At 68.7% G+C, this 24,556-nt stretch carries 21 protein-coding genes; 11 read left to right on the top strand and 10 right to left on the bottom strand.

Annotated features, from left to right (window positions below):
- Positions 1 to 7: 7 nt before the first annotated feature.
- From MKL20_RS32590 to MKL20_RS32550, 9 genes are all read right to left on the bottom strand, one after another.
- A complete protein-coding gene (locus MKL20_RS32590) occupies positions 8 to 1,315 on the bottom strand; it encodes an MFS transporter (RefSeq protein WP_244040164.1) in 1,308 nt (435 codons plus the stop codon).
- Between the two features lie 70 nt (positions 1,316 to 1,385).
- Entirely contained in the window at positions 1,386 to 2,558 is a 1,173-nt protein-coding gene (locus tag MKL20_RS32585; protein WP_244040163.1) for a CaiB/BaiF CoA transferase family protein, read from the bottom strand.
- Between the two features lie 38 nt (positions 2,559 to 2,596).
- Positions 2,597 to 3,385 (bottom strand): enoyl-CoA hydratase, encoded by a 789-nt coding sequence (locus MKL20_RS32580; protein ID WP_244040162.1) that lies wholly within the window; start codon positions 3,383 to 3,385, stop codon positions 2,597 to 2,599.
- Positions 3,334 to 4,779, bottom strand: coding sequence for an MFS transporter (locus MKL20_RS32575; protein WP_244040161.1), 1,446 nt, complete (start codon positions 4,777 to 4,779; stop codon positions 3,334 to 3,336). The genes MKL20_RS32580 and MKL20_RS32575 overlap by 52 nt, the downstream gene beginning before the upstream one ends.
- 14 nt (positions 4,780 to 4,793) lie before the next feature.
- Positions 4,794 to 6,137, bottom strand: a complete 1,344-nt coding sequence (locus MKL20_RS32570; protein ID WP_244040160.1) for an MFS transporter — start codon at positions 6,135 to 6,137, stop codon at positions 4,794 to 4,796.
- Positions 6,138 to 6,207: 70 nt separating this feature from the next.
- Positions 6,208 to 7,596: an MmgE/PrpD family protein gene (locus tag MKL20_RS32565; protein ID WP_244040159.1), complete on the bottom strand. Its 1,389-nt coding sequence runs from the start codon at positions 7,594 to 7,596 to the stop codon at positions 6,208 to 6,210.
- 5 nt (positions 7,597 to 7,601) lie between these two features.
- A complete protein-coding gene (locus MKL20_RS32560) occupies positions 7,602 to 8,405 on the bottom strand; it encodes a class II aldolase/adducin family protein (protein WP_244040158.1) in 804 nt (267 codons plus the stop codon).
- Positions 8,406 to 8,498: 93 nt separating this feature from the next.
- Positions 8,499 to 9,278, bottom strand: coding sequence for an IclR family transcriptional regulator (locus MKL20_RS32555; RefSeq protein ID WP_244040218.1), 780 nt, complete (start codon positions 9,276 to 9,278; stop codon positions 8,499 to 8,501).
- A gap of 134 nt (positions 9,279 to 9,412) precedes the next feature.
- Complete coding sequence (locus MKL20_RS32550) at positions 9,413 to 10,306, bottom strand: amidohydrolase family protein (RefSeq protein WP_244040157.1); 894 nt, start codon at positions 10,304 to 10,306, stop codon at positions 9,413 to 9,415.
- A gap of 550 nt (positions 10,307 to 10,856) precedes the next feature.
- On the opposite strand from MKL20_RS32550, the gene MKL20_RS32545 reads away from it, so the two are divergent.
- The 8 genes from MKL20_RS32545 to MKL20_RS32510 all read left to right on the top strand — a co-directional run bounded on the left by MKL20_RS32545 (position 10,857) and on the right by MKL20_RS32510 (position 20,137).
- A complete protein-coding gene (locus MKL20_RS32545; protein ID WP_244040217.1) occupies positions 10,857 to 12,014 on the top strand; it encodes an alpha-hydroxy acid oxidase in 1,158 nt (385 codons plus the stop codon).
- Between the two features lie 21 nt (positions 12,015 to 12,035).
- Positions 12,036 to 13,019 (top strand): 2-hydroxyacid dehydrogenase, encoded by a 984-nt coding sequence (locus MKL20_RS32540; protein ID WP_244040156.1) that lies wholly within the window; start codon positions 12,036 to 12,038, stop codon positions 13,017 to 13,019.
- 55 nt (positions 13,020 to 13,074) lie between these two features.
- The gene (locus MKL20_RS32535) at positions 13,075 to 14,532 is read left to right on the top strand and encodes an MmgE/PrpD family protein (RefSeq protein WP_244040155.1); all 1,458 of its coding nucleotides are present in this window, start codon (positions 13,075 to 13,077) and stop codon (positions 14,530 to 14,532) included.
- A 72-nt stretch (positions 14,533 to 14,604) separates the two neighbouring features.
- Positions 14,605 to 16,113 (top strand): MmgE/PrpD family protein, encoded by a 1,509-nt coding sequence (locus MKL20_RS32530; RefSeq protein WP_244040154.1) that lies wholly within the window; start codon positions 14,605 to 14,607, stop codon positions 16,111 to 16,113.
- A 108-nt stretch (positions 16,114 to 16,221) separates the two neighbouring features.
- Positions 16,222 to 17,118, top strand: coding sequence for a LysR family transcriptional regulator (locus tag MKL20_RS32525; protein ID WP_244040153.1), 897 nt, complete (start codon positions 16,222 to 16,224; stop codon positions 17,116 to 17,118).
- 181 nt (positions 17,119 to 17,299) lie between these two features.
- The gene (locus MKL20_RS32520) at positions 17,300 to 18,025 is read left to right on the top strand and encodes a PIG-L deacetylase family protein (RefSeq protein ID WP_244040152.1); all 726 of its coding nucleotides are present in this window, start codon (positions 17,300 to 17,302) and stop codon (positions 18,023 to 18,025) included.
- Positions 18,022 to 18,711 carry a 4-carboxy-4-hydroxy-2-oxoadipate aldolase/oxaloacetate decarboxylase gene (locus tag MKL20_RS32515; protein WP_243924728.1) on the top strand — a complete coding sequence of 230 codons (690 nt, stop codon included), beginning with the start codon at positions 18,022 to 18,024 and terminating at the stop codon, positions 18,709 to 18,711. The genes MKL20_RS32520 and MKL20_RS32515 overlap by 4 nt, the downstream gene beginning before the upstream one ends.
- Positions 18,712 to 18,832: 121 nt before the next feature.
- The gene (locus MKL20_RS32510; RefSeq protein ID WP_244040151.1) at positions 18,833 to 20,137 is read left to right on the top strand and encodes an MFS transporter; all 1,305 of its coding nucleotides are present in this window, start codon (positions 18,833 to 18,835) and stop codon (positions 20,135 to 20,137) included.
- A 100-nt stretch (positions 20,138 to 20,237) separates the two neighbouring features.
- On the opposite strand, the gene MKL20_RS32505 is transcribed toward MKL20_RS32510, so the two are convergent.
- Positions 20,238 to 21,218, bottom strand: coding sequence for a LacI family DNA-binding transcriptional regulator (locus MKL20_RS32505; RefSeq protein ID WP_244040150.1), 981 nt, complete (start codon positions 21,216 to 21,218; stop codon positions 20,238 to 20,240).
- A 231-nt stretch (positions 21,219 to 21,449) separates the two neighbouring features.
- Here MKL20_RS32505 and MKL20_RS32500 point away from each other — a divergent pair, with 231 nt between their 5' ends.
- From MKL20_RS32500 to MKL20_RS32490, 3 genes are all read left to right on the top strand, one after another.
- The gene (locus MKL20_RS32500; protein ID WP_279595122.1) at positions 21,450 to 22,343 is read left to right on the top strand and encodes an oxaloacetate decarboxylase; all 894 of its coding nucleotides are present in this window, start codon (positions 21,450 to 21,452) and stop codon (positions 22,341 to 22,343) included.
- Between the two features lie 70 nt (positions 22,344 to 22,413).
- Positions 22,414 to 23,127, top strand: a complete 714-nt coding sequence (locus tag MKL20_RS32495) for an enoyl-CoA hydratase/isomerase family protein (RefSeq protein ID WP_244040148.1) — start codon at positions 22,414 to 22,416, stop codon at positions 23,125 to 23,127.
- A 147-nt stretch (positions 23,128 to 23,274) separates the two neighbouring features.
- Positions 23,275 to 24,231: a TRAP transporter substrate-binding protein gene (locus tag MKL20_RS32490; protein WP_244040147.1), complete on the top strand. Its 957-nt coding sequence runs from the start codon at positions 23,275 to 23,277 to the stop codon at positions 24,229 to 24,231.
- Positions 24,232 to 24,556: the final 325 nt, after the last annotated feature.

Below are 24,556 nucleotides of genomic sequence, written 5' to 3'. Positions count from 1 at the left end.
TCTGCTTTCAGACAGGGAGCTCGTTGTTAGCGGTCTCAGGCGCGAGCCAGATTGTCGGCAAGCCGAGGAGATAGATCAGCGAGATGATTGCTAGGGCCTTTGGATACGATCCCGTCGCGACCACGAGGGTTCCGACGATCGTCGGCCCAAGCGCGCCGAGGATACGCCCGAAGCTGAAGGCGAAACCGGATCCGAACGCCCGGCGGCGCGTCGGGAACAGCTCGGGCAGCCAGATCGTGTAGAGCGCGAACACCGCGTTGGTGAAGAAGCCGACCAGCGGCAGCAGCGCGATGAACAGCGTCACGCTGTCGAGCCAGACGGCAGCGCCGAGATAGGCCACGAGGTTGATGGCGAAGGCGCCCAGGAAGAAGGCTGTTGCCGTCCGGCGCCGGCTGCCGAACCACGTCGCGATGAACGGCATCGTAAGGCAGCCGACGAGCGTGCCGACGTTGGTGATGATCCCGCTGATCGCCGCTACCTTCTGCGCCGCGGCCGGCGTCGAGCCCGTCGCGACGAGCTTGCTGATGACGAGCGTCGGCGCCCAGTAGGTCGACGACCACAGGCCCAGGATGATGCACGACATCATCAGCCCGGCCGCCCAGGTGGTGCGGGCCTGCGGCCCTACGAACATGTCGGCGAGGCTGGGCTGATCGCCGCCGGGCTCGGCCCGCGCCCGCTGCGCCCGGGGCGGCTCCTGCACGGTGGCGCGGATCGCCACCACCAGTAGGGCGGGCAGCACGCCAAGCATGAACATGCCTCGCCAGCCGATCACCGGGGCGAGGAACGAGGCCGCCGCGCCGAGGAGGAGCCCAGTCGGGGTCGCCGTGTGAAGCCAGCCCGCGAGCCGCACGCGCTGCTGTTCGCCGACCGACTCGTGCAGCAGCGGCGTGCCGGCCGCCCACTCGCCACCGACGCCGAACCCCGCGCAGAATCGGAACACCGCGAAGGAGGCGAGCCCGCCCGCGAGGCCGCAGAGCCCGGTGAACACCGAGTAGACGAGGATCGTCAGGCACATCACCTTCACGCGCCCGATCCGGTCGGCGAGCCAGCCCCAGAACATCGAGCAGGCCCAGCCCAGCATGAAGATCGAGAAGAAGTAGCCGCCGTAGAGCGCGATCGTGCCGCGGGCGGGCTCGATGCCGCTGGCCGCGAGGAGGTCCGACACCGCCGGGACCAGCACGAAGATGTAGATGGCCGAGTCGAAGCCATCGAGCATCCAGCCCGCCCAGGTGATCCAGAACACCCGGGTGCTTGAGGTCACCCGTCCGGCAGGGGTGGCTCGGTCCGGGACCGCGGCGAGGCTCAAGCGGTCCATGGGCGTCTCCGATCCGGCATGGTGTCCTCCCCTGATGGCCGCCCAGTCTCGGGGCCGGGCTGGCGCGTCGTCAGATCACGCGCTTCTCCCGCAGGTCCGCGACCGCCCGCGCGTCGAAGCCGAACGCGTGCAGGATCGCCTCGCTCTGCGCGCCCAGATCGGGCGCCGCTGTCCGCACATGGCCTTTCGAGCGGGACATCCGGATCGGCTGGGCGACCAGACCGATGGGCCCGAGGCGCGGGTGCTCCACCGTCTCGGCCATGCCAAGATGCTGCACCTGCGGGTCGGAGAAGACCTGATCCATCGTGTAGACCGGGCCGCAGGCGATCTCGGCCGCGTTCAGGGCCTCGACCCAGTGGGCGGCCGTGCGTTGGCGCGTCACCACGGCGATCGCCTCGGCGAGGGCGTGACGGTTGCGGCTGCGCGCCGGCTGGTCGGCGAAGCGCGGGTCCTCGGCCCATTCGGGATGGCCCAGCACGCCGCACAGGCGCCGCCACATGGCCTCGCCGATCGGCGCGATGTTGACGTGCCCGTCGGCAGTCGGGAACGCGCCCATCGGGCTCGCGGTCGGATGGTGGTTGCCGATCTGCGGCGGGACCTCGCGGTCCATGGTCCAGCGCGCCGCCTGGAAGTCGAGCAGCGCAATCTGCGCCTGCAGGAGCGAGGTTTGGATCCACTGCCCCTGGCCCGACACCTCCCGCTCCAGGAGCGCCGTCAGGATGCCGAGGGCGCAGTACAGGCCGGCGCTCGAATCGGCGACCGCGATGCCGGCCCGCACCGGTCCCCCGTCGGCCTCGCCGGTAATCGACATCAGCCCGCCCATGCCCTGCGCGATCTGATCGAGACCGGGGCGCATGCGGTAGGGGCCGTCCTGCCCGTAGCCGGAGATACTGGCATAGACGAGCCGGGGGTTCTCGACCGCCAGCGCCGCGTAGCCGATGCCGAGGCGATCCTTCACGTCCGGCCGGAAGTTCTCGACGAGCACGTCGGCGGACCGGGCGAGCTGCTTGAGCACCGCAACGCCGTCGGGCTGCTTCAGGTCGAGGGTGAGGCTGCGCTTGTTGCGGTGCAGGTTCTGGAAGTCCGACCCATCGCGGTTGCCGCCGATCCGATCGCCGCCGGGGGGCTCGATTTTGATGACGTCGGCGCCCCAGTCGGCAAGCTGGCGCACCGCCGTCGGACCCGAGCGCACGCGGGTGAGATCCAGCACCGTGAAGCGGCTCAGCGCGGTGGCAGAGGGCATGGGCGTCTCCCGGTTTCGCGTGGCAGGTCGGGCGCCGCTCAGCGGCCCTTGAAGTTCGGCGGCCGCTTCTCGCGGAAAGCGATCGGACCCTCTCGGTAATCTTCGCTGGCGAAGCAGGCCTTGATCGCCCGGTCGATGGCGGCGAGGGCGTCCGGGCCGGGCTCGGTGGTGGCCGCATCGATGGCCAGCTTGGCGGCCGCGATCGTCAGTGGCGCGTTGGCGGCGATGCGCGTCCCGTAGGCGCGGACCTCCTCCTCCAGCGCCTCTTTGGGGACGACTCGGTTGATCAGCCCCATGCCGAGCGCCTCGGCGGTATCGAACTGGCGCGCCGAGTAGAAGATGTCCTTGGCGCGCGACGGGCCGACGACGTCGACGAGGCGGCGCATGCCGGCGTAGCGGTAGCCTAGGCCGAGCTTGGCCGCGGGAATGGCGAAGCGGGTGCCCTCGGCGGCGAAGCGCAGGTCGCAGGCCAGCGCCAGGGCGAGGCCGCCGCCGATGCAGTAACCGCGCACCATGGCGAGCGTCGGCTTCGAGCAGGTCTGGATGATCGCGGTCGCCGCGTCGGCGGCGGCGTTGTAGGCCATCTGGGCCTCGCTGGAGCCGCGCTTCGTCTCGAACTCGGAGATGTCGGCGCCGGACACGAACGCCCTCTCGCCTGCACCCTTCAGCGCGAGGATTCGGATCTCCGGATCCTCCGCGAGGCCGGCGATCGCCTCCGGCACGCCGCCCCACATCTCGAACGTCATGGCGTTATGCTTGGCGACATTGCTGAAGATCAGCCAGCCGATCGGCCCGTCCCGCTGCACGATGAGTTGGGGGTCTGCCATGGGATCAGTCCTTGGTCGATTTGGCTGTGATCGTCACGGATCGGGAACCGGTCGCGCGCGTCTCCCCCGCCCGTAGAGCTGCCCTCGACCCGCTCCGGGTCGAGGCTCGCGGTGCCGCCCTCCTTCAGGAACAGCGTCGTGATGAGCGTGCAGGCGATGCAGGCGCTGACGTAGTAGAAGAACAGGCTCTCGTGGCCGAGATGCTTGAACCACAGGCCGACATACTCGGCGCTGCCGCCGAACAACGACGTCGCCAGCGTGTAGGGAAGGCCGACGCCCAGCACCCGCACGCTGGTCGGGAACAGCTCCGCCTTCACCACCGAGTTTACCGAGGTGTAGCCGGACACGATGACGAGCGCGATCATCAGCAGGATCAGCGCCGACCACGCATCGTGGACGCGCGTCATCGCGGTCATCAGCGGCACGGTGCCCAGCGTCCCGAGCACGCCGAAGGCGAGCAGCAGGGGCTTGCGCCCGATCCGGTCCGACAGCGCCCCGAGCAGCGGCTGAAGCAGGGCGAACACGAACAGCGTGGCGCAGGAGACCAGCGTCGTCTGGTCCCGCGTCAGCCCCGCCGAGTTCGACAGGAAGCGGTGCATGTAGACGGTGTAGGTGAAGAACGCGACCGTGCCGCCGACCGTCATGCCGGCGACCAGCACCAGCGCGCGCGGGTTGGAGAGGAGCCGCAGGGTTGGCCGCTCCGGCGGACCCCGGCGCTTGAGCGCCTTGAACTGGTCCGTCTCGTCGATGTTCCGGCGCAGGGCGTAGCCGATGACCGCGCAGGCCGCCCCGATGGCGAACGGGATGCGCCAGCCCCAGGCGGCGATCTGGTCGGTGCTCAAGAGACTCCGCATCACGACGAGCAGGAAGGTCGCCAGCAGCTGGCCCGAGATCAGCGTCACGTAGTTGAAGCTGCTGAAGAATCCGCGGCGGCGGGGATCCGCGATCTCCGTCAGGTAGACGGAACTCGCCCCGTACTCGCCGCCGAGCGACAGGCCCTGCAGCATGCGCGCGAGCAGCAACAAGGCCGGCGCCAGGATCCCGGCCTGGGCGTAGGTCGGGCAGATCGCGATCAGCAGGGAGCCCGCGCACATCAGGGTCACGCACAGGCTCAGCGCGGTGCGCCGTCCGTGCCGGTCGGCGTAGATGCCGAAGATCCAGCTCCCGAGGGGCCGCAGCAGGAAGCCCAGGGCGAAGATCCCGGCGGCGTTGAGGAGTTGCACGTTCGGCGAGTCACCGGGGAAGAATTGCGGCGCGAAGTAGAGGGAGAACGCCGTGTAGATGTGCAGGTCGAACCACTCGATCAGGTTGCCCACCGACCCGCCGAGGATCGAGGCGATGCGGGTGTGAAGGGCTGGGCGCGCCGCCCCGAGGGTGGTGTCCGTGGCGAGCATCGCGCGTCCCTCCGTCATCGTGCCGCGGGCGCGGCGACGCGGCGCTCGAAGGCGGGGGCGAGCAGGGCCTGCACGCCGCCCAGGAAGGCGATGACGGCCAGGAACAGGAGGCCGTACGAGAACTGGCCGGTCGTGTCCTTGATCCAGCCGACGAGGTAGGGGGGCAGGAAGCCCGACAGATTGCCGAGCGCCGTCACCATGGCGATCGAGCCGGCCGCCGCGGGCCCCGGAAAACTCTCCGTGTAGAGGGCGAGCGACGGACCCTTGAGCCCGTAGATCCCGATCATCACCACGCAGATCGCGGCGAACTGCGCAAGCGGCTGGGCGAGCCAGACCGAGACGGCGAGGCCCGCAGCCACCAGGAAGGTCATGGCGGCGGTGGGCACAATCCGGTCCGCGTACCGGTCCGACCACCAGCCGCCCAGCACCATCGCCAGCGTGCCGAACGCGTAGGGGATCGCGGTCACGAAGCCGGTCTGGGCGTTGGTCAGGCCGGCGGCCTTGATGATCTGCGGCAGCCACAGGCTCAGCCCGTAGCTCGCCGTCGTGACGTTGAAGAACAGCAGTGCGTAGAACAACACCCGCGGATCGCGGATCGTCGCCCAGACGTTCCGCGCGGCGTGTGCCCGGACCGGCTCGGCGGCGAGCGTCCGGCGCAGCCAGTCCCGCTGCTCGCGGCTGAGCCACTCGGCCTTGTCGGGCGTGTCGGTCAGGACGAACAGCAGCAGCACGCCGAGGATGACGGCCGGCAGCCCTTCGATGATGTACATCCACTGCCAGCCGGACAGGCCGAGCCAACCGTCGAGGCCGAGCAGCAGCCCTGAGATCGGTGCACCGACGAGGCTCGACACCGCCATGCCGACCAGCATGATGCCGATGCAGCGGGCGCGGTACGCCTTCGGGTACCAGAGCGACGCGAGCAGCAGCAGGCCGGGAAAGAACCCGGCCTCCGCGACGCCAAGCAGGAACCGGGCGACGCAGAACGAGACCGGCCCGGTCACCAGCGCCATCCCGGCCGAGATGAAGCCCCAGGTGATCATGATGCGGGCGAGCCAGATCCGGGCGCCGACCCGGCCCATCATCACGTTGCTCGGATACTCGAACAGGAAGTAGCCGAGGAAGAAGATTCCCGCGCCCCAGCCATAGGCGGTGGCCGACAGGCCAAGCTCCCGGTTGGCTGTCAGCGCCGCGAAGCCGACATTCACGCGGTCGATGAACGAGACCATGTAGGCGACGACGAGGATCGGCATGAACCGCCGGTTGATCCGGCGGATCGTGTCACGCTCCAAGTCCGTCACCCGGTCCGACCGCGTGCCGTCGTGTACGGCGAGGCCGGCGGGGATTGCCCGCGTGTCCATGCGCTCTCCTCCCTGGAGGCCGCCGGCCGATCTCGCGGCTCTGGCGGGTAAGGTCTTGCGGCGCGTCCGCCTAGTCCGGCATCGGCGGCCCCAGCCCGAGCCGCGCCACCGCCCCGGCCGGGGCCATGTCGAGGGTGCGCAGGGCCGCCAGCAGATCGGCCGCCGCCGCGTCCCCCACGGCGGGTGCGGCGAGTTCGCGGAACTTGTCGGCCAGCTCGTCGTCGGTGAGCGGTGCGTCCGGGTCGCCCTTGCGGGTCGGCTGCCGCTGCGTGAGGCGGCGCCCGTCCGTCAGGGTGATGGTCACCACGGCCGAGCGTCGTCCCGGGAACGCGGCGTCGCATTCCGGATCGACCACCATCGCGACGCGGCGCATCAGCGCCTGGACCTGCGGATCGGCGAGGCGCTCCGGCGAGACCGCATCGAGCCGCACGCTGCCGTGCACGAGGGCGCTTGCCACCGTGAAAGGTGTCGAGAACCGCCCCTCGAACGGCGTTGTGACCGCGCGCCGGTCAGTGACGTCGAGGGCGGTCCGATAGGTCCCGACCGTGATCGCTTCGACGGCGTCGAGGTCGAGATCCGACCGCAGCGCCAGGGCAGCGTCGATGGCCGCGAAGGCGTGACCGCAGCAGCCGTGGTTCTTGAAGGTCATGGCGCAGATGTTGTAGCGGCGCCCGAGATCATCGACGGCGTGCCCCCACTCGGCGCCCCGGCTCATCGCGGCCCCGAACCCGGCCTCGCCCTCCAGCACATCAAGGGCACCGGTGACGCCACGGCCCGCCGCGAGCGCCGCGAGGGCGCCGGCCTCCGCGGCATGCCCGGCATGGAGCGGCTTCGACATGGCGTCCGAGCGGAAGGCCTGCTGGAGCCCGGCTGCCATGGTGGCGGCGGTGGCGAGCGCGTGGGCGAAGCGCGTGGCATCGAGGCCGAGCAGGGCGGCGGTCGCGGCGGCGGCCCCGAAGGTGCCGATCGTGCCGGTCGTGTGCCAGTATCGGTAGTGCGAGGGCTGCACCGCGACGCCGATGCGCGTCGAGACCTCGTAGCCGACCACGATCGCGCGCAGCAGCGCCGCCCCGTCGGCGCCGACCGTCTGCGCGGCGGCGAGCGCCGCGCCGATCACCGGGCAGCCCGGATGGTAGATCGCATCGCGAAAGATGTCGTCGAACTCGATGATGTGCGAGGCGGTGGCGTTGATCAGCGCCGCCGTGCGCAGCGGGGCGCGGCGCCCAGTGCCGTACACCACCGCGCGGCCGCTGCCCGCCGCGCCGCCGAATTCGTCCGCGAGGGCCGCGGCGAGCAGGGTCGCGGGCGGAAGGCCGGCGCCCGGCAGGAGCGCGGCGAACCAGTCAATCAAGGCGCGCTTGGCGTGGTGCAGCACGTCCTCCGGCAGCGATCGCTCGCACTCGGAGGCCGCGTGATCTGCCAGCGTCTCGATCACCGTGCCGGGGTGAGCCGCGGTCACGGCGGTCAATCCCGGTAGGTCGGGTCGATCCGGTCGAGCTTGCGCAGGAGCGCGGGCCATTCGAGCACGCCGAATGGGCGGCGCACCTCGGGCCGGTAGAGGTGGTTGGTTTTGGCGATCACCGCGTCGGAGGGCAGGACCAGGTCGGTGCTCGCCGCCATCGCCATCAGCTGCGCCTTGCAGGCGAGTTCCGCGCGGTAGATGTTGCTGAAGGCCTGCGGCACGGTCGGCCCGACCACAAGCAGGCCGTGGTTGCGCAGGATCATCAGGTCGGCGTCGCCGAGGTCGTCCACGATGCGCTTCTGCTCGTCGAGATCGACCGCCACGCCCTCGTAATCGTGGTAGGCGACGGTCGAGAAGCGCATCGCCGTCTGGGTCATCGGCAGGAGGCCGCACTTCATGGCGGAGATCGCCATGCCGGCCGGCGTGTGCGTGTGGATCACGCAATCGACCTCGTGCCGGGCGCGGTGGACCGCGCTGTGGATCACGAAGCCGGCGCGGTTCACGCCGTAGTCGAAGTCGGGCTTGTCGACGATGTTGCCGTCGAAATCGATCTTCACCAGGTTCGAGGCGGAGATCTCCTCGTAGAGCAGCCCGTAGGCGTTGATCAGGAAGTGCTCCGGCTCGCCGGGGACGCGAACCGAGATGTGGTTCGCGATCATGTCGGTCATGTCCCAGAGGGCGACCAGCCGGTAGCAGGCGGCGAGGTTGACCCGCGCCTCCCACTCCCCGGGCGAGACCCGGTCGCGCATCGACGGCAGATCGAGGTCGTAGCGCTTCTCCCGAAGCTCGGCGATGCCGCTCGTCATCCGTCTCCTCCCGTCCTCGGCGCCGGCTCAGGCCACGCGGGACCCGGCGCATCGGCGCGTCTTGGACCGGAGGGTCGCTCAACTCCGAGAAATTTACAACCGTGAATTTTTCGGTTCGACGACCGGTGGGCCGACGATGCCGCGGAGGCTCGCGAGGATGCGCTCCCGGTTGGGCTCGAGGCGTGACAAGGGTCCGGCGACGCCGAGCACGGTGGCACGCCCGTCGGCCATCTTCGGCGCCAGCATCGCCATGGTGCCGGCGCCCTCGGTAACCTGATTGGCCGACCACGCGTAGCCGGCGACGCGGACTTCCTGGAGACCGTCCCAGAAGGCGTCGAGGTCGAGGGTCACGCCGCCGCGCCGGTCGAGCTGGCGCACGAGGCGGGCGATCGCGTCGCGGGACTGGTGCGCCAGCAGCATGCGCCCGGCGGCTGTGGAGTGGATCGGTCGGAACGTGCCGGGATGCAGGTGGTAGCGCAGGAGGTGGCGAGCCTGGACTACGTGGATGTACTGGACGTGGAGATCGTTCTGCATGCCGAGCACGACGGTCTCGCCGGTCGCCTCCTGCAGCGCCTCCATCAGCCGGATCAGCACCCCGTCGCGGAAGACACAGGCCTGCACCCAGGCGCCCAGCATGGCGACCCGCATGGTTGGGCTGTAGGTGCGCCGCTCGAAATCGTACGAGAGGTAGTCGAGGGCGAGCAGGCTCTTGAGCAGCGCCAGGGTGCTGGAGGCTGGGTAGCCCAAGGCCCCCGAGATCTCGGTGAGCGATTGCGGGCACTGGACGCGGTCGAAATGCTCCAGCACTTCGACCACCCGGCGCGCCGACTTTACGGCCGCGCCCTGCGTCTCGGTCGGGACGTCCGCGCGCACCGTCAAGGCGCCAGCACCGCACGACCGATATTCACATCCATGAAACACATGACCCGCATCGGTTCGGCTGGCCCGCCTCTTCGTCTGACCGGTCGGTGATACCGGAAGGCGGACGGCGCCGGTAGCGCGGAGACTCACGGGAAGCCGTAGAGCGCGGCCGGATTGTCCACCAGGATGCGGTGCAGGGTGCTGTCGTCCGTCCAGCGCCGCAGTGCCCGCAGCAGGTCTTTGTCCGAAGGGACGCCGCGATCGGTCGCGCCGCCGAAATAGTTGATGTGCGGCCAGTCGCTGCCCCAGACGAGGCGCTCCGGATTGGCCGCGGTAAGGGCGGCGGCGAAGGGATCCACGTCGCCGTAGGGAGGACCGGTGACGGTGAGGCGGTCCGCCCCCGAGATCTTGGTCCAGGCCGCGCCGTCCGCCACCAGCCGGCAGAGCAGCGCGAAGCCTGGATCCTCGATGCCCCGCGCCGTGCTCATGCGACCCATATGGTCGATCACCACCGGCATGCCGCAGTCCGCCAGACTCGGCCAGAGCTCGGGCAGGTCAGGCGCGTGAAGCCAAGCCTGGAGGTGCCATCCCCGCGCCCGCATCCGCGGCGCGAGCATCCGCAGGGCGTCTAATCCCATGCCGTTGCGGTAGACCTGGCGACCGTCGCGCCGGAACAGGTTGACGCGCACGCCGCGCACGCCGGCATGCGTCATGGCGTCGAGGTCGGCCTCGCTGACGCCCTCGGACAAGACCGCGACGCCGCGTAGCCGGTCGGGGGCCGCCGCAAGTGCGTCGAGCATGGCGCGGTTGTCGTCGCCGTAGGCGCTGGCGGTGACGATCACGCACCGAGCCAAACCCACCGCGTCGAGTTGCGTGAGAAGGGCGGCGCCGTCGTTCTCCGGGGGCGTGTAGCTACGGTCGGCCGCGAGTGGGTAGCGCGCGTAGGGCCCGAACACGTGCGTATGGCTGTCGCAGGCGCCGTGCGGCAGCGCGAAGCCCAGAGGCCCGGGCGCCAGCGGGGATAGGCAGTCGCGGCTCATCGGCGTCCTCCGGCTCGAATTCGTTGCCTGTGATGGCCTGACGCCGAATCGACAGCAATGCACGAATATGAATTTTTGGGGCCCACTCCGGATCGTTCAAGGGGTGCAGATTTCAGATTTCAGCGGGCCGCCTATCGTTGCGAAGAGGCGCGGGTGCCCACTCCTGAGCGGGAGAGAGATAGGGAGGAGCGCTGTCCAGAATAGGCGCCCCCGCGCGTTTGCTGATAAGCTGAATAGGTCTGTGCCCTTACGTTCCCTCACCCCAACCGTCTCCCGAACGGGAGAGGGGGGCCGGTCGCGCTCCAGTGATCAGCCGCGTGCCTCAACGTGTTTCGCCGATCGGCGCATCTGGACAGCGAGCAGCCGATCTTACACACTTGTGAAACACACGGTTGAGACTCCGACGCTCCGCGTGTGCGGTGATATCCAGCCATCATCGGACGGGAGAGCGATGGCGTCAGACGCCAAGAGACTGGCCGGCCATACCGAGGCTGTCCCCGGCACGGCGGCGACCGAAACCGCCGCGGGGGTGCGCCGGCCCGGCAAGCCCATGGCGCTGGCCCTCGCCGACTACGAGGCGGCAGCGCGGCGGCACCTGCCGCGGCCGGTGTTCGGCTACATCGCTGGCGCCGCGGAGACGAATGCCGCGCGCGACGACAACTGGCGGGCGCTGCGCGAATACGGGTTCGTGCCGCGCGTCCTGGTCGGCGTCGGCGCGCGCACCACCGCTGCCACGCTGTTCGACCGGGACTATGCCGCGCCGTTCGGCATCGCCCCGATGGGCCTGAGCGCCTTGGCCGCCTATCGCGGCGACATCGTGCTGGCAGCGGCCGCGCGGGCGGCGCGGGTGCCGATGATCATGAGCGGCTCTTCCCTCATCCGCATGGAGGACGTGATCCCGCACAACCCGGACGCGTGGTTCCAGGCCTACCTGCCCGGCGAGCCCGACCGGATCGTGGCCCTGATCGACCGGATAGCGGCCGCCGGCTTCGGCACGCTGGTCGTGACCGTCGACACGGTGATCTCCGGCAACCGCGAGAACATCACCCGCACCGGCTTCTCGACCCCGCTCCGGCCGAGCCTGCGGCTCGCCCTCGACGGTCTCCTGTCCCCGCGCTGGACGGCGGGCACGTTCCTGCGCACGCTGGCGCGCCACGGCATGCCGCACTTCGAGAATTCCTACGCGGCGCGGGGGGCGCCGATCCTGTCCGCGTCGGTGCTGCGGGATTTCGGCAACCGGGATTACCTGTGCTGGGATCACCTGCGGCTCGTCCGGGATCGCTGGCGCGGCCGGCTGGTCGTCAAGGGGATCATGGCGGCGGCCGACGCGGTCGCGGCCCGGGATCTCGGCGCTGACGGGGTGATCCTGTCGAACCACGGCGGGCGCCAGCTCGACGGAACGGTCTCGCCGCTGCGCACCCTGCCCGCGACGGTGGCGGCGCTCGGCGGCACGATCCCGGTAATGATCGACAGCGGCTTCCGCCGCGGCACGGACGTGCTGAAGGCGCTGGCGCTGGGCGCCGCCTTCGTGTTCGTCGGCCGGCCGTTCCTCTACGCCGCATCCCTGGGCGGCCAGGCCGAGGTCGAGCGCGCAGTCGCGATCCTGAAGGACGAGGTCAGGCGCAACATGGGGCTGCTCGGCGTGAACACCCTGTCCGAACTCAAGCCCGATCGCCTGCAGCGGCTCGCGGCTGCCCAGAATACCTGACACTGCGGGGAAGGAGCGTGCATGAGCGATGAAGCGTTGCGGCCCGCCGAAGTGGGCGAGATCAAGCCGGACGTGCTCCTGGCGATCGAACTCGCGCCCTTCGCCCTCGACCGGCTGCGAGTGCACTTCATCGTGCATCAGGCCGTCACGCCCGAGGCCCGCGCGGAGGTCGCCGCGCGCCTGGGGGTCCGCGTACGGGCGATTGTCACAAACGGCACGACGCTGATCCCTGCCACCCTGATTGCGGCGCTGCCGAACCTCGGCATCATCTGCGCCCAGGGCGTGGGCTACGAGGGCGTCGACCTAGCGGCGGCCCGCGCGCGCGGGATCGTCGTTACGCACGGCACCGGCACCAACGCGGCGTGCGTGGCCGACCACGCTCTCGCCCTGTTCCTGGCGGTGCTACGCGACATCCCGCGCTTCGACGCCGCCGTGCGCGCGGGCCGCTGGCGGGAGGGCGGGACGGCTCGGCCCGGCGCGCACGGAAAGCGCGCCGGCATCCTGGGGCTCGGCGGGATCGGCGCCCGGATCGCCAGGCGATGCGTCGGCTTCGACATGGCGGTGCGCTACCACAACCGCAATCCGGTCGCGGACGTGCCGTGGGACTACGCGCAGAACCTCGGCGATCTCTGCGCCTGGGCGGACGTGCTGTTCGTGGCACTGCCGGGGGGCGCAGCAACCCGCCATTGCGTCGGGCACGAAGCCCTCGGCGCCCTCGGTCCCACCGGCTTCCTCGTCAATGTGGGGCGCGGCTCCGTGGTGGATACCAACGCCCTGGTCGAGGCCCTCCATGCGGGCCGCCTCGCCGGGGCGGGGCTCGACGTGATCGAGGGGGAGCCCGAGGTGCCGGCGGCCTTGCGCGCCCTGCCCAACGTCGTGCTGTCGCCCCACATCGCCGGCCGCTCGCCCGAGACCATGGAGGCGACGATCGGGCAGGTCGTCGGCAACCTCGCCGCCTTCTTTTCAGGCGCGGCCGTGCTCTCGCCGATCCCCGATCACGCCTGAACCCCGCCTGCTTTACCCACAGTCCGGAGAACCGATGTCACACCGAGGCCATCTGATGCGGACGAGCCGCCGGGTTCTGCTGCAAGGCGCTAGTACCCTCCTGGGGACCATGCCGCTGCGCGCCTTCGCGGCACAGGGGACTGCCGGTGGGACCGTCGGCCCGGTCATGGCCAGGCTCAGCGCCTACATGGCCGATGCGGGGGACGGCGCGCTCCCGGACGCGGTCGTCGAGAAGGCCAAGCACCACATCCTCGACACCTTCGCCGCCATGGTGTCGGGCTCCGGACTCCTGCCGGCCAAGGCGGCCTACAGCTTCGCGGCCTCCTACGGCGGCTCCGGCGACGCGACGCTCGTCGCCTCCAAAGCCACGGCCGATCCGCTCGTGGCGGCGCTGGTCAACGGCATGCTGGCGCATTCGGACGAGACCGACGATTCGAACGAGTTCTCGCAGTCGCATCCGGGCGCGCCGATCGTGCCGGCGGCCCTCGCCGCCGCCGAGAAATTCGGGACCGACGGCACGCGCTTCCTGCGCGCCGTGACGCTGGGCTACGACGTCGGCCCGCGCGTCACCCTCAGCTTCGACGCGATCCCGTTCCGCAACACCAGCCACAAGAGCACCCACGCCATCGCGGGCGCCTTCGGGGCCGCGGCCGCGGCCGCCTGCGCCGCCGGGCTCGACACGCAGCAGATGCGCTGGGTCCTCGACTACGCCGCCCAGCAATCATCCGGCATCGGCGCCTGGACGCGCGACACGCAGCACATCGAGAAGTCCTTCGTGTTCGCCGGCATGCCCGCGCGCAGCGGGCTGACCGCGGCCCTGATGGTGCAGGCCGGGTGCACCGGCATCGACGACATCTTCTCCGGAGCGGACAATTACTTCCTGGCCTACGCGCCCGATGCCCGCCTGGACGCGCTGACGGCAGAGTTGGGCGAGCGCTACGAGATCACCCGTACCAACATCAAGAAATGGACGGTCGGTTCCCCGATCCAGGCGCCGCTGGATGCCCTGAGCAACATCCTGCAGCGCCGGTCCGTCGACCCCGAAGCAATCGGATCGGTTACCGTCCGCGTCGCCCACACCGAGGCGCGGGTCGTCGACAACCGCGACATGCCCGACATCTGCCTCCAGCACATGGTGGCGATCATGCTGCTCGACGGGACGGCCTCGTTCCAGGCGGCGCACGACAAGGACCGCATGGCCGATCCGACGGTCCTGCGCCTGCGCGCCAAGGTCCGGCTGGTCCCGAGCGACGAGCTGGAACGCCTCGAACCAGCCCGCGCCGCCATCGTGGAGATCGCGCTGACAGACGGGACGGTGCTGACCGACAAGGTGCTCGCGGTCCGCGGCACGGCCGACAACCCGATGCCGCGCGCGGAGGTGGTCACGAAATGCCGCGACCTGATGGCGCCGGTCCTCGGCGCGGACCGGACGTCCCGGCTGATCGACACCGTCCTCACCCTCGAGACGGTCGGGACCATGCGCGACGTCGCGGGCCTGCTGCGCCTGAGCTGAGCGAACCCGGGGCGCGTCGGGGACGGTGCGTCCCGCGCCACGCGACGAGACCCGAACCAGGAGCATCCGACGATGACGTTGAGCCGCAAGCGATTCCTGTCCGGTCTGGCGGCGCTCGGCGCCGGGATGAGCCTCCTGCCTGGCGCGCCCCGCGGGTCCCGCGCCGCCGAGCCGCCCGCCGGGCCGGCCGGCACCATCGGAGTGACCACGGAAACGGCCGCCTTCGTGACGTCGACCCGCTACGAGGACCTGCCGCCGGAGCTGATCGCGCTCGGCAAGCAGCACATCCTCGACGCGCTCGGCCTCGCCATCGCCGGCCAGAAGGCCGAGACCGGCCCGATCGTGCGCCGCTACCTCGCCGAGCTCGGCGTCCTGAACGGCCCGTCCACCGTGCTCGGCACGGACCTGCGCGCCGCCCCCCGCTTCGCCGCCTTCGCCAACGGCGTCGCCATCCACGCCGACGATTTCGACGACACGCAGCTCGCCGTCGCGAAGGACCGCGTCTACGGCCTGCTCACCCATCCCACGGTGCCGACCCTGCCGCCCGCCCTGGCGCTGGCGGAAGCCCTGAACAAGTCCGGCTGCGACTTCATGCTGGCCTATCATCTGGGCATCGAGGTCGCCACGAAGCTCGCCGAGGCGATCGCGCCGCGCTCCTACGAGGGCGGCTTCCACTCCACCAGCATGTGCGGGGTGTTCGGCTCGGCGGCGGCCGCGGGGAAACTGCGCGGCCTCGACGCGAAGCAGCTGCGCAACGCCTTTGGGGTGGCCGGCGCTCAGGCCGGCGGTCTGCGGGAGAATTTCGGCACGATGACCAAGCCGTTCCAGGCCGGCCACGGCGCCGAGGTGGGCATCGTGGCGGCCGACCTCGCGGCCCTGGGCTGGACGGCGGCCGAGGACATCCTCGAGGCCAAGCGCGGCTTCTTCGCCTCCTTCGGGGGCGGCTGGGATCCCGGGGCGATCGTCGGCCGCCTGGGCCGGCCGTGGTCGCTGCTCTCGCCCGGCGTGTCGATCAAGCCCTATCCCTCGGGCTCGCTCACGCACCCCGCCATGGACGTGATGGCGGGGCTCATCGCGCAGCACGGCATCCGGGCGCAGGACGTGGCTCAGGTCCGGGTCGGCACCAATCGGCAGATGCTCAACACGCTGATCCACCACCGGTCCAGGACGGGCCTGCAGGCCAAGTTCAGCATGGAATACTGCATGGCCGTGCTGCTGGTGCTCGGCAGGGCGGGGCTCGGCCAGTTCCAGGACGACGTAGTCAATCGGCCGGAGCTGCAGGCCATGGTCGCCCGGGTCGATTTCTACAACAACCCGGACGCGGACGCGGCCGGCGCGGACAAGATGCGCAGCTACGTCGATGTGCGGTTGATGGACGGACGGACCTTCTCGGGTCAGGGCGACTTCGCGCGCGGCAGTCCGGAGAAGCCGATGAGCTTCGACGACACCGTGGCCAAGTTCGAGGGCTGCGCCGACTTCGCCGGGCTGCCGCGCGACCGGGCCGGGCGGATCGTGTCGGCCGTCCGGAACCTGGAGACGGTCCCCGACATGCGCCCGGTCCTCATGGGCCTCTTCGCCTGAGCCTCGCCCGCATCAGCGACTTCGTCCCGCGGCCGGTCACGGCCGATCCGTAGCGGCCGCCTCTCCGTCCGTGCGAAAGCTGGCGGTGCGTGTCGACGGCGAGGGGTGATGGAGCGTATCGACTTCCTGGGCCTTCAGGCCTTCCTCAGCATCGCCAACTGGGGCAGCTTCAACCGGGCCGCGGCGAGCCTCAGCCTCTCGCAGGCGGCCCTGAGCCACCGCCTGAAGAAGCTGGAGGACGAACTCGGCGTCAGGCTGGTCGCCCGGACGACGCGGCAGGTGACGCTGACGCCGGCCGGCGTCGAGCTTCTGCCGAGCGCGCAGCGCATCGTCGACGAGCTCTCTCAAATCTTCGGGACGCTGCGGCGGCAGGGCCGCGAGAGCCAGGACGTCGTCCGGTTCGGCTGCCTGCCGACGATCGCCGGTCACCACCTGCCCGTCATCCTGAAGGGGTTCAGCGCCGCTCACCCGGGCGTGCTGGTGCGCGTCCTCGATCAGTCGGCCACCGCGATCATCGAGCGCGTGCGGGCGGGCGAGGCCGAATTCGGCATCACCATCATGTCGGCCCAGCACTACGACCTGGACATCACCCCGATCCACCAGGAAGCCTTCGTGCTGGTGTGCCGGGCCGATCACACGCTCGCCGACGCGAAGGTGGTGACGTGGTCCGAGCTGGACCGGGAGGTCCTCATCAAGATCGGGGAGCAGACCGGCAACAACCTGCTCATCGCGGCGGGCCTGGGCGGACGCTACGCCGACGTGACCTGGACCTACGAGGTGCACCGCGTCGCCACCGCCATCGGCATGGTCCGCGGGGGCCTGGGCGTGACCGTCGTGCCGCGGCTGGCCTTTCAGGCCGCCGACGAGGCAAAGATCGTCGCCGTGCCGCTCCGGGGTCCGAGCATCGCGCGGACGATCGGCATCGTGACGCGCCGCAACCACACCCTATCACCGGTGGCGGAGAGCTTGTCCCGGATGATCCAGGCGTACTTCAACGCGCTCTGACCGCGCCCCCGGCAGAGCGCGTTGGAAAGCATTGCGCCGGGATAGGCGGTTCACCTGAATTATTCGATAGCCCGCATCAATAGCCTCAATCTATTCATTTGTTTGCTGGCCCGGACGGCGATAGCTCTGCATGCACAATAGTGCGCGCGAGAGGCGACGCACGCTCCGGGAGAGATGAGATATGGCGGCCGCAGCGCGATCGGGCCTCGTGGTGACAGCCCATCCGGGCGACTTCGTCTGGCGCGCCGGCGGCGCCATCGCCCTGCACGCACGCAAGGACTACCGGATGAAGATCGTCTGCCTGTCGTTCGGCGAGCGCGGCGAGAGCCAATGGGCTTGGAAGAAGGCGGGCGTGCGGATCGAGGACGTGAAGGCCCAGCGCCGCGCCGAGGCCGAGGAGGCGGCCGGCATTCTCGGCGCCGAAATCGAGTTCCTCGACGTCGGCGACTATCCCCTGCGCGTCGGCGAGGCCGTCCTCGACCGGCTCGTCGACGTCTACCGGGAGGAGCGTCCGGCCTTCGTGCTGACCCACGCCCTCGAAGACCCCTACAATTTCGACCATCCGGTCGCCGCCCACGTGGCGCAGGAGGCCCGGGTGATCGCCCAGGCCGCCGGGCACAAGCCGGACCCGGACCGCAGCTACGCCGCGCCGCCCGTGTTCCTGTTCGAGCCGCACCAGCCGGAGCAGTGCAACTTCAAGCCCCAGGTCATCCTGAACATCGATGCCGTGTGGGAGACCAAGTTCCGCGCGTTCCAGGTGCTCGCCGCCCAGAAGCACCTCTGGGAATACTACACCCGCGTGGCGCTCAACCGCGGCGTCCAAGGCGGCCGCAACTCCGGAACCGCGATGACCTACGGGGAGGCCTATCAGCGCCTCTTCCCGATGACGCTGGAGGAACTGGCATGAGGACCGTCGTCGTCCGCAACATCCCCCGCGTCGCGCCGGCCGTCGCCGCGACGCTCGCCCGGCACGGCGTCTCCACGGTCCACGAGGCGCAGGGGCGTACCGGCCTCCTGAAGACCTACATGCGCCCGATCTGGGAGGGCGCCGCGATCGCCGGCAGCGCCGTGACCGTGCTGGCGCAGCCCGGCGACAACTGGATGCTGCACGTGGCCATCGAGCAGTGCCGCCCCGGCGACGTCCTGGTAGTCGCCTGCACGACCGACAACACCGACGGCATGTTCGGCGACCTGCTGGCCACCTCGCTGAAGGCACGCGGCGGCGTCGGCCTGGTGATCGACGCGGGCTGCCGCGACGTGCGCACGCTCAAGGAGATGGGCTTCCCGGTCTGGTCGCGGGCGATCTCCGCCAAGGGCACGGTCAAGGCGACGCTGGGCAGCGTCAACGTCCCCGTGGTCTGCGCCGGCGCCCTGGTCCGGCCGGGGGACGCGATCGTGGCGGACGATGACGGCGTCGTGGTCGTGCCCCATGCCGACGCCGAGGCCGTCGCCGCGCAGGCGGACGCGCGGGCCGCCAACGAAGTTGCCAAGCGCGCCCGGCTCGCGGCCGGCGAGCTCGGCCTCGACCTCTACGGGATGCGCGACGCGCTGGCCGCCGCCGGCCTCGAGTACCGCGACGACCCGCTGGACTGACGAACACGAGAGACAGGCGCCGGCAGATCGTTCGCGAAGAGACGGCACCGGCTGAACCGTGCCTGCGCCCGGCCGGCAGCCCGGGCGGCGCACGATCCCGTATGGCTGGAGGAGACGCGCCATGATGAAGCTCGGCTGGTACCACACGCTCGATCAGACCGAGCGCCGAACCTACTGGGCCTGCTTCGCGGGGTTCGGCCTCGATGCCATGGACACGACGATCTACGCTCTCGTCATCCCGGCACTGATCGCGACGCTCGGCCTGACGCAGGCCGAGGCTGGATACCTCGCCACGGCCTCCCTCGCCGGGGCCGCGGTCGGCGGCTGGGCCGCCGGCATCCTGGCCGACCGGATCGGACGGGTCAGGATCCTGCAGCTCACCATCCTAATGGTCGCGGGTTTCACCTGCCTGGCGGCGTTCATGAGCGACTTCTGGTCCCTGGCCCTCGTCCGCTTCCTCCAAGGCCTCGGCTACGGCGGCGAGGCCGCGGTCGGCGGCGTCCTGATCAGTGAGGTGATCCGGCCGGCCCTGCGTGGGCGCGTCGCGGCTTCCGTCCAGAGCAGCTACGCGGTCGGCTACGCGATCTCGGTCAGCATGCTGCCGGTCATCGCGTCCCTGTTCTCCGAGGAGATGGGCTGGCGCGTCTTCTTCGCCATCGGCATCATCCCGGCAGGACTCGTGTTCTTCATCCGCCGGCTGGTGCCTGAATCCGGCATCTACGCCGAGACGCGAGCGGCGCAGCGCGACGGCGCCGTGCCGCCGCCGTTCTGGACGATCTTCACCGGCCGGCACCTGCGCCGCACGGCCGCGGCCGCGGTTATGTCGACCGGCATCTTCGGCGGCGCCTACGTGATGATCACGTGGCTGCCGACCTACCTGCGCACGGCGCTCGGCCTCTCGATCAAGTCGAGCATCGGCTATCTCGCGATGAACATCCTCGGCTCCCTCGTCGGGCCGCTTCTCTTCGGATGGCTTTCGGACCGGATCGGCCGCCGCCCCGCCTTCATGACCTTCCTCGTACTGCAGTCCGGCAACGTCGCGATTCTCCTGCTCGCGCCGATCGGCCTCAGCACGACCATCGTCCTGAGCTTCTTCCTAGGCGCGTTCCAGGGGGCTCTGGCCTCGGGCATGCTGCCGACCTTCGCGGAGCTGTTCCCGACCTCGATCCGGGCGAGCGGCCAGGGCTTCTGCCTTGGTGGCGGTCGCGGCTTCGGCTCGGTCGTGCCCGCCACGGTGGGCATCCTAGCCGCAAGCCTGCCGCTCGGGACGGCGATGGGAGCCTGCGCCCTCTGCGCCTACGGGGTCGCCTTCTGCGCGGCGCTGCTTCTGCCTGAGACCGCCGGCACTGATCTGCATGAGCAGGGCAGCGGGCAGACGGCAAGAACCGTTCATCAGGAACAAGCGTCAGACATCGTGTCGGCATAGATTTGCGACCGAGCGGCTACTTCTCAGCCATTCGAGCTGTAAGTTGCCGGTCGGCTTTCGGCCAACCAATGTCATTGTTGTTGCCGCGTTTGTTTCGCTGTTAAGCACTTGCCCGCTCGATGAGCTCATAACCGAGGTCAAGCCTGCGGATGTCGCGGGAGGGATTGCGCAATCGCTTCATCAGCATCTCCGCTGCCTGATGCCCGATCTGATAGCGAGGAAAGCGCAGCGTTGTCAGCGGTGGGGAGACGGCCTCCTGGAGTTCGTTGTCATCCGAGCCGACGATCGCGATCCTGTTTGGGACATCCAAGCCGCGGCGGTTCGCTTCAAGCAAAGCTCCGGTCGCCAGCACATCGCCGGAAAGGAAGATCGCATCGACGGCCGGTACGCGCTCAATCAAAGTCGCGAGTGCGCGCCCACCGCTCCGCAGTCCGGGCGGGCTTTCGAGCAGCAACTCGGGAGCGGAGTTCAACCCACGTCGTTGATGGGCGGCTAGAAATCCCGCCCGCCTCTCGGCAGCGCGATCATTGTCGCGAATGGGTAGGCTGACGAATCCGATGTTCCTGTACCCGCGGGCGATCAGGTACTCCGTCATCGCGCAGGCTGCATCGTAATTCGAGAAACCGACTGTCATGTCGAGAGGTTTCTCGGTCAGGTTCCCCGTCTCGACGCAGGGGATACCTGCATCGTCGAGCATCGTGCGACTGCGCGCCGTATGCTGCGTGTTGTGCAGCACGATCCCGCAGATGCGCTGGGCCAAGAAGGCCCGAATAGCGGCCTCCTCACCGGCCAACGCGTAGCCGCTATCTGCGATCATCAAAGGGTGATGTGCGCCGAGAGCATCCGATACGCCTTGAATCGTCTCCGCGAAGAGCGAGTTGCGAAGGCTCGGCACGATCAGGCCGACGACGTTCGTCCTGCGCGAAGCGAGGCTGCCGGCGATCCGGTTTGGAACGTATCCGGTGGCATCAATTGCCGCCTCTATACGGTGTCTGGTCTCGGTATTCACGGAAGTCGGATCGCGCAGTGCACGCGAGACCGTCATCGCTGAAACGGCAGCCAGGGCGGCTACATCCTCCATGCGAGGCTCAGGCTTCCCCTGTTTGGGATTCTGCTTCCGGCGAGGTCTCGCTGTTAGGTCTGCCATCTCAGTCGCCCAGCCGTGTCTGTAACTTAGTTGATCCCGCACTCTGCCGCATAGCCCGTCCGCATGGATTGCGTAACGCCGCAATCGCGCCTATGTTTGCGCTAACATCGCTAGTTCGAGGCGGAGATCTGACCCTGCTCAAGCTCGCTTCGAACCTCCAGCCCGATGCAACTCAGAGGCCCCGCTTTGTCCCGCTCATCCCGCTTCCGTGAACTTCTCAAGTCGCCGCCGTTCGTTTGCATGGGCGCGCACGACGCCGTCACGGCCAAGCTGGCCGAGCAGGTCGGCGCGCCCGCGATCTACGTGAGCGGCTTCGCGGCCTCCGCCATCGTCGCAGGCGCTCCCGATATGGGTCTGCTGACGCAGACCGAGATGTTCGAGCATATTCGCCGCATCTGCAGGGTTACCAGCGTCCCTGTCTTCGCGGATGCGGATACGGGGTATGGCGGCGTGCTCGACGCACAGCGCACGATCAAACTGTGGGAAGAGGCGGGCGCTTCGGTGCTGCATCTGGAGGATCAAGCGGTCCCCAAGAAGTGCGGGCACTTCTCGGGCAAGCAGCTCGTCAGCGCCGAGGAGATGCAGCAGAAGCTGCGCGCCATGCTGGAGGCTCGGAGCGATCCGGATTTCTTCATCGTCGCGCGCACGGATTCGCTCGCCGTGACCGGCTTCGATGACGCGATCGCCCGCCTCATCAGCTACGCTGAGGTCGGTGCCGACGGACTGTATTGCGATGCGATGGAGAGCGTGGAACAGATGCGCGAGATTAGTCGCCGCCTGCGGCCGCTCGGCAAGCCGCTCCTATTCAATATGGCTAGATCTGGCAAAAGCCCTTATTTATCGCTAAAAGAGGTCGAAGATTGCGGGTTCGACTACGCGCTCTGCCCGATCGAGCCGATGTTCGCCATGCATAAAGCCGTCAAAACCATGATGAAGCGGTTCATGGAGGAGGGATGCTCGACGAACGCGGTGGCGGACCTGATGACACCTTTCGACGAGTTCAACGAGTTCGTCGGCATGTCTGATCTCATCGCGCAGGAGCGGCGCTACGCCTCCTGACGCGAGGGGTTTCAGCAGGGGTATGACTCGGACCGGCGGGAACTTCCGTCGAACGGAGGGCGCAGCAGCGATGCGACAGATCGAAGTCGAGACGCGTGGTCGGGTCGCGATCCTGACGCTGAGTCGACCTGACGCCGGGAACAGGATCACGCAGGATATGGCGGACGAGTTGACCGCCGCCCTAAACGCCGCTCGCAGCGACAAAGCGATCAGCGGATGCGTCCTGACGGGGAGCGGCTCCGTTTTCTGCCTGGGAGGCGACTACCGAGGCGCTGGGCCGACCTCCGCCGGCCGGATGGAGTTCGGGCGAGCCCATATCGATCTCTTCGGCACGATGGCCGGTCTCGGAAAACCGCTGGTCGCTGCGATCAACGGCCATGCGCATGCGGGCGGGTTTGCGCTGGCCTTAGCGTGCGACATGGTCTTCGCCACGCGCGACGCGACGCTCGGCCTGCCGGAAGTGGCGCACGGCCTTTTTCCTTTTCTGGCGCTCGCCATTGCGCGCGACGCCTTGCCCAAAGCGGTTCTGTTCGAGATCGCTTACGAAGCGAGATTGATGAGTGCTGAAGAGGCACGCACGCGCAGCCTAGTGAATGCCGTGTTGCCCGCGACGGAGGTACTACCCCGGGCCATCGAGACCGTGGAACGTGCGACCGCGGGACATCCAAACGTACTGGCTCTCGGTCGCGATCTTTACTACGCGACCCGTGGCGTCGCTCCGGGCGAGGCGCTTGGCATGGCACGGTTCGCACTCGGGGCCGCACTCGCGGCATCCGATCCATAAAACCGCAGACCAGCGGCATAGCTTCGATAAAAAACACAAGAAACCGGCCAGGTTCGATCAATACGCAGAAATCCAGGGAGGTCATCTATGTTAGCGCTACCGCGAAGAGCCGTAAGCCGCCGTGCCCTGCTGGCCGGTGGCTTGGTGATGGCGATGCCGTCAATCGTTAAGGCAGGGCCAGAATTCGATTTCAAGTTCGCGACGGGTCAGGACCCCAGCCATCCGAACAACGTTCATCTGCGCGCGGCACTCGATCGCGTCCGTGAACGGACGAGCGGGCGCCTCAACATTCGCTTGTTCCCAGCCAACCAGCTCGGTACCGAAACCGATGTCCTGTCGCAGGTGCGGAACGGAAGCATTGAGTTTTTGCTTCTCTCAGCATCGATATTGGCGACCTTCGTGCCCGTCGCGGGCATCGCCAACACAGCGTACGCATTTCCGGATTACGATGCCGTTTGGCGAGCGATGGACGGAGGGCTGGGTCAGCACACCCGGGCATTAATCGAGAAGGTTGGCGTCGTCGCGCCGGGGCGGATCTGGGACAACGGCTTTCGCCAGATCACATCATCCGGGCGAGAGGTCCGCGCTCCGAAGGATTTGTCCGGCTTTAAGATCCGGGTCCCGCCGGCACCGATGCTCACGTCGTTCTTCTCTGCAATCGGAGCGTCACCGACGCCCATGAACTTCGCCGAGGTTTACACCTCGTTGCAGACCGGAGTCATCGACGGTCAGGAGAACGCACTCTCGCTCATCGCGACGACCCGACTCTATGAGGTTCAAAAATTTTGCTCGCTGACCGGTCACAGCTGGGATGGCTACTGGCCTTTGGCCAACCGCAAGTCCTGGGCGCGCATGCCGGAGGATATCAGATCCGTCCTCACCGCCGAACTCGACCGATCTGTGATCGATCAGCGCAAGGATGTCGCCGAGCGCGATCGTTCATTGCGAACCGAGCTGGCCAACAAGGGCCTCGCGTTCATCGAAGTTGAGAAATTCGCCTTCCAGCGGGCACTCGCAAGCACGGCATACTATCTGACATGGAAGCAGAAGTATGGCGACAACGCTTGGTCGTTGCTGGAGGAGGCATGCGGGAAGCTGACCTGAAGTAATGTTCGTTAGGACAGGCGCCCGCGAACAGGTGACGTGCACATCTCGCGCACGACGGGGCCGCGTACAGGTGCCTGCCTCAGGCGCCGACCCCGCTTGCTGGCCTTGATCGGTGTGTAGCCCGATCAGCGGATAGTCAGGACAAGACCACACGGCCAGGGATCGGTGCAGCAACATGAAGGTCGGTTCGGGAGACCGAACTCAGCGCGCCCGGAAGAAGGCAAGACGCGCGATCAGTCGACGATCAACGAGGGAGATCGTTCGGCTCCGACGATCTGGGGAGTGACATGATGTGCGACATGCGTACGGCCGCCACAGCCTG

It is taken from the genome of Methylobacterium sp. E-066 (assembly GCF_022829635.1).
Classification (GTDB): Bacteria; Pseudomonadota; Alphaproteobacteria; order Rhizobiales; family Beijerinckiaceae; genus Methylobacterium.
The sequence above is the reverse complement of the archived record's forward strand: the minus strand, read 5'-3'. Positions and strand labels throughout refer to the sequence as shown.

What these genes read in the sequence shown, in the direction of transcription:
- MKL20_RS32520 (WP_244040152.1), top strand. Translation starts at nt 17,300, where the DNA reads ATGGCGGCCGCAGCGCGATCGGGCCTCGTGGTGACAGCCCATCCGGGC.
- MKL20_RS32500 (WP_279595122.1), top strand. Translation starts at nt 21,450, where the DNA reads ATGCAACTCAGAGGCCCCGCTTTGTCCCGCTCATCCCGCTTCCGTGAA.
- MKL20_RS32515 (WP_243924728.1), top strand. Translation starts at nt 18,022, where the DNA reads ATGAGGACCGTCGTCGTCCGCAACATCCCCCGCGTCGCGCCGGCCGTC.
- MKL20_RS32510 (WP_244040151.1), top strand. Translation starts at nt 18,833, where the DNA reads ATGATGAAGCTCGGCTGGTACCACACGCTCGATCAGACCGAGCGCCGA.
- MKL20_RS32530 (WP_244040154.1), top strand. Translation starts at nt 14,605, where the DNA reads ATGACGTTGAGCCGCAAGCGATTCCTGTCCGGTCTGGCGGCGCTCGGC.
- MKL20_RS32590 (WP_244040164.1), bottom strand. Translation starts at nt 1,315, where the DNA reads ATGGACCGCTTGAGCCTCGCCGCGGTCCCGGACCGAGCCACCCCTGCC.
- MKL20_RS32540 (WP_244040156.1), top strand. Translation starts at nt 12,036, where the DNA reads ATGAGCGATGAAGCGTTGCGGCCCGCCGAAGTGGGCGAGATCAAGCCG.
- MKL20_RS32575 (WP_244040161.1), bottom strand. Translation starts at nt 4,779, where the DNA reads ATGCTCGCCACGGACACCACCCTCGGGGCGGCGCGCCCAGCCCTTCAC.
- MKL20_RS32505 (WP_244040150.1), bottom strand. Translation starts at nt 21,218, where the DNA reads ATGGAGGATGTAGCCGCCCTGGCTGCCGTTTCAGCGATGACGGTCTCG.
- MKL20_RS32490 (WP_244040147.1), top strand. Translation starts at nt 23,275, where the DNA reads ATGGCGATGCCGTCAATCGTTAAGGCAGGGCCAGAATTCGATTTCAAG.
- MKL20_RS32580 (WP_244040162.1), bottom strand. Translation starts at nt 3,385, where the DNA reads ATGGCAGACCCCCAACTCATCGTGCAGCGGGACGGGCCGATCGGCTGG.
- MKL20_RS32550 (WP_244040157.1), bottom strand. Translation starts at nt 10,306, where the DNA reads ATGAGCCGCGACTGCCTATCCCCGCTGGCGCCCGGGCCTCTGGGCTTC.
- MKL20_RS32585 (WP_244040163.1), bottom strand. Translation starts at nt 2,558, where the DNA reads ATGCCCTCTGCCACCGCGCTGAGCCGCTTCACGGTGCTGGATCTCACC.
- MKL20_RS32535 (WP_244040155.1), top strand. Translation starts at nt 13,075, where the DNA reads ATGCGGACGAGCCGCCGGGTTCTGCTGCAAGGCGCTAGTACCCTCCTG.
- MKL20_RS32560 (WP_244040158.1), bottom strand. Translation starts at nt 8,405, where the DNA reads ATGACGAGCGGCATCGCCGAGCTTCGGGAGAAGCGCTACGACCTCGAT.
- MKL20_RS32525 (WP_244040153.1), top strand. Translation starts at nt 16,222, where the DNA reads ATGGAGCGTATCGACTTCCTGGGCCTTCAGGCCTTCCTCAGCATCGCC.
- MKL20_RS32545 (WP_244040217.1), top strand. Translation starts at nt 10,857, where the DNA reads ATGGCGCTGGCCCTCGCCGACTACGAGGCGGCAGCGCGGCGGCACCTG.
- MKL20_RS32495 (WP_244040148.1), top strand. Translation starts at nt 22,414, where the DNA reads ATGCGACAGATCGAAGTCGAGACGCGTGGTCGGGTCGCGATCCTGACG.
- MKL20_RS32570 (WP_244040160.1), bottom strand. Translation starts at nt 6,137, where the DNA reads ATGGACACGCGGGCAATCCCCGCCGGCCTCGCCGTACACGACGGCACG.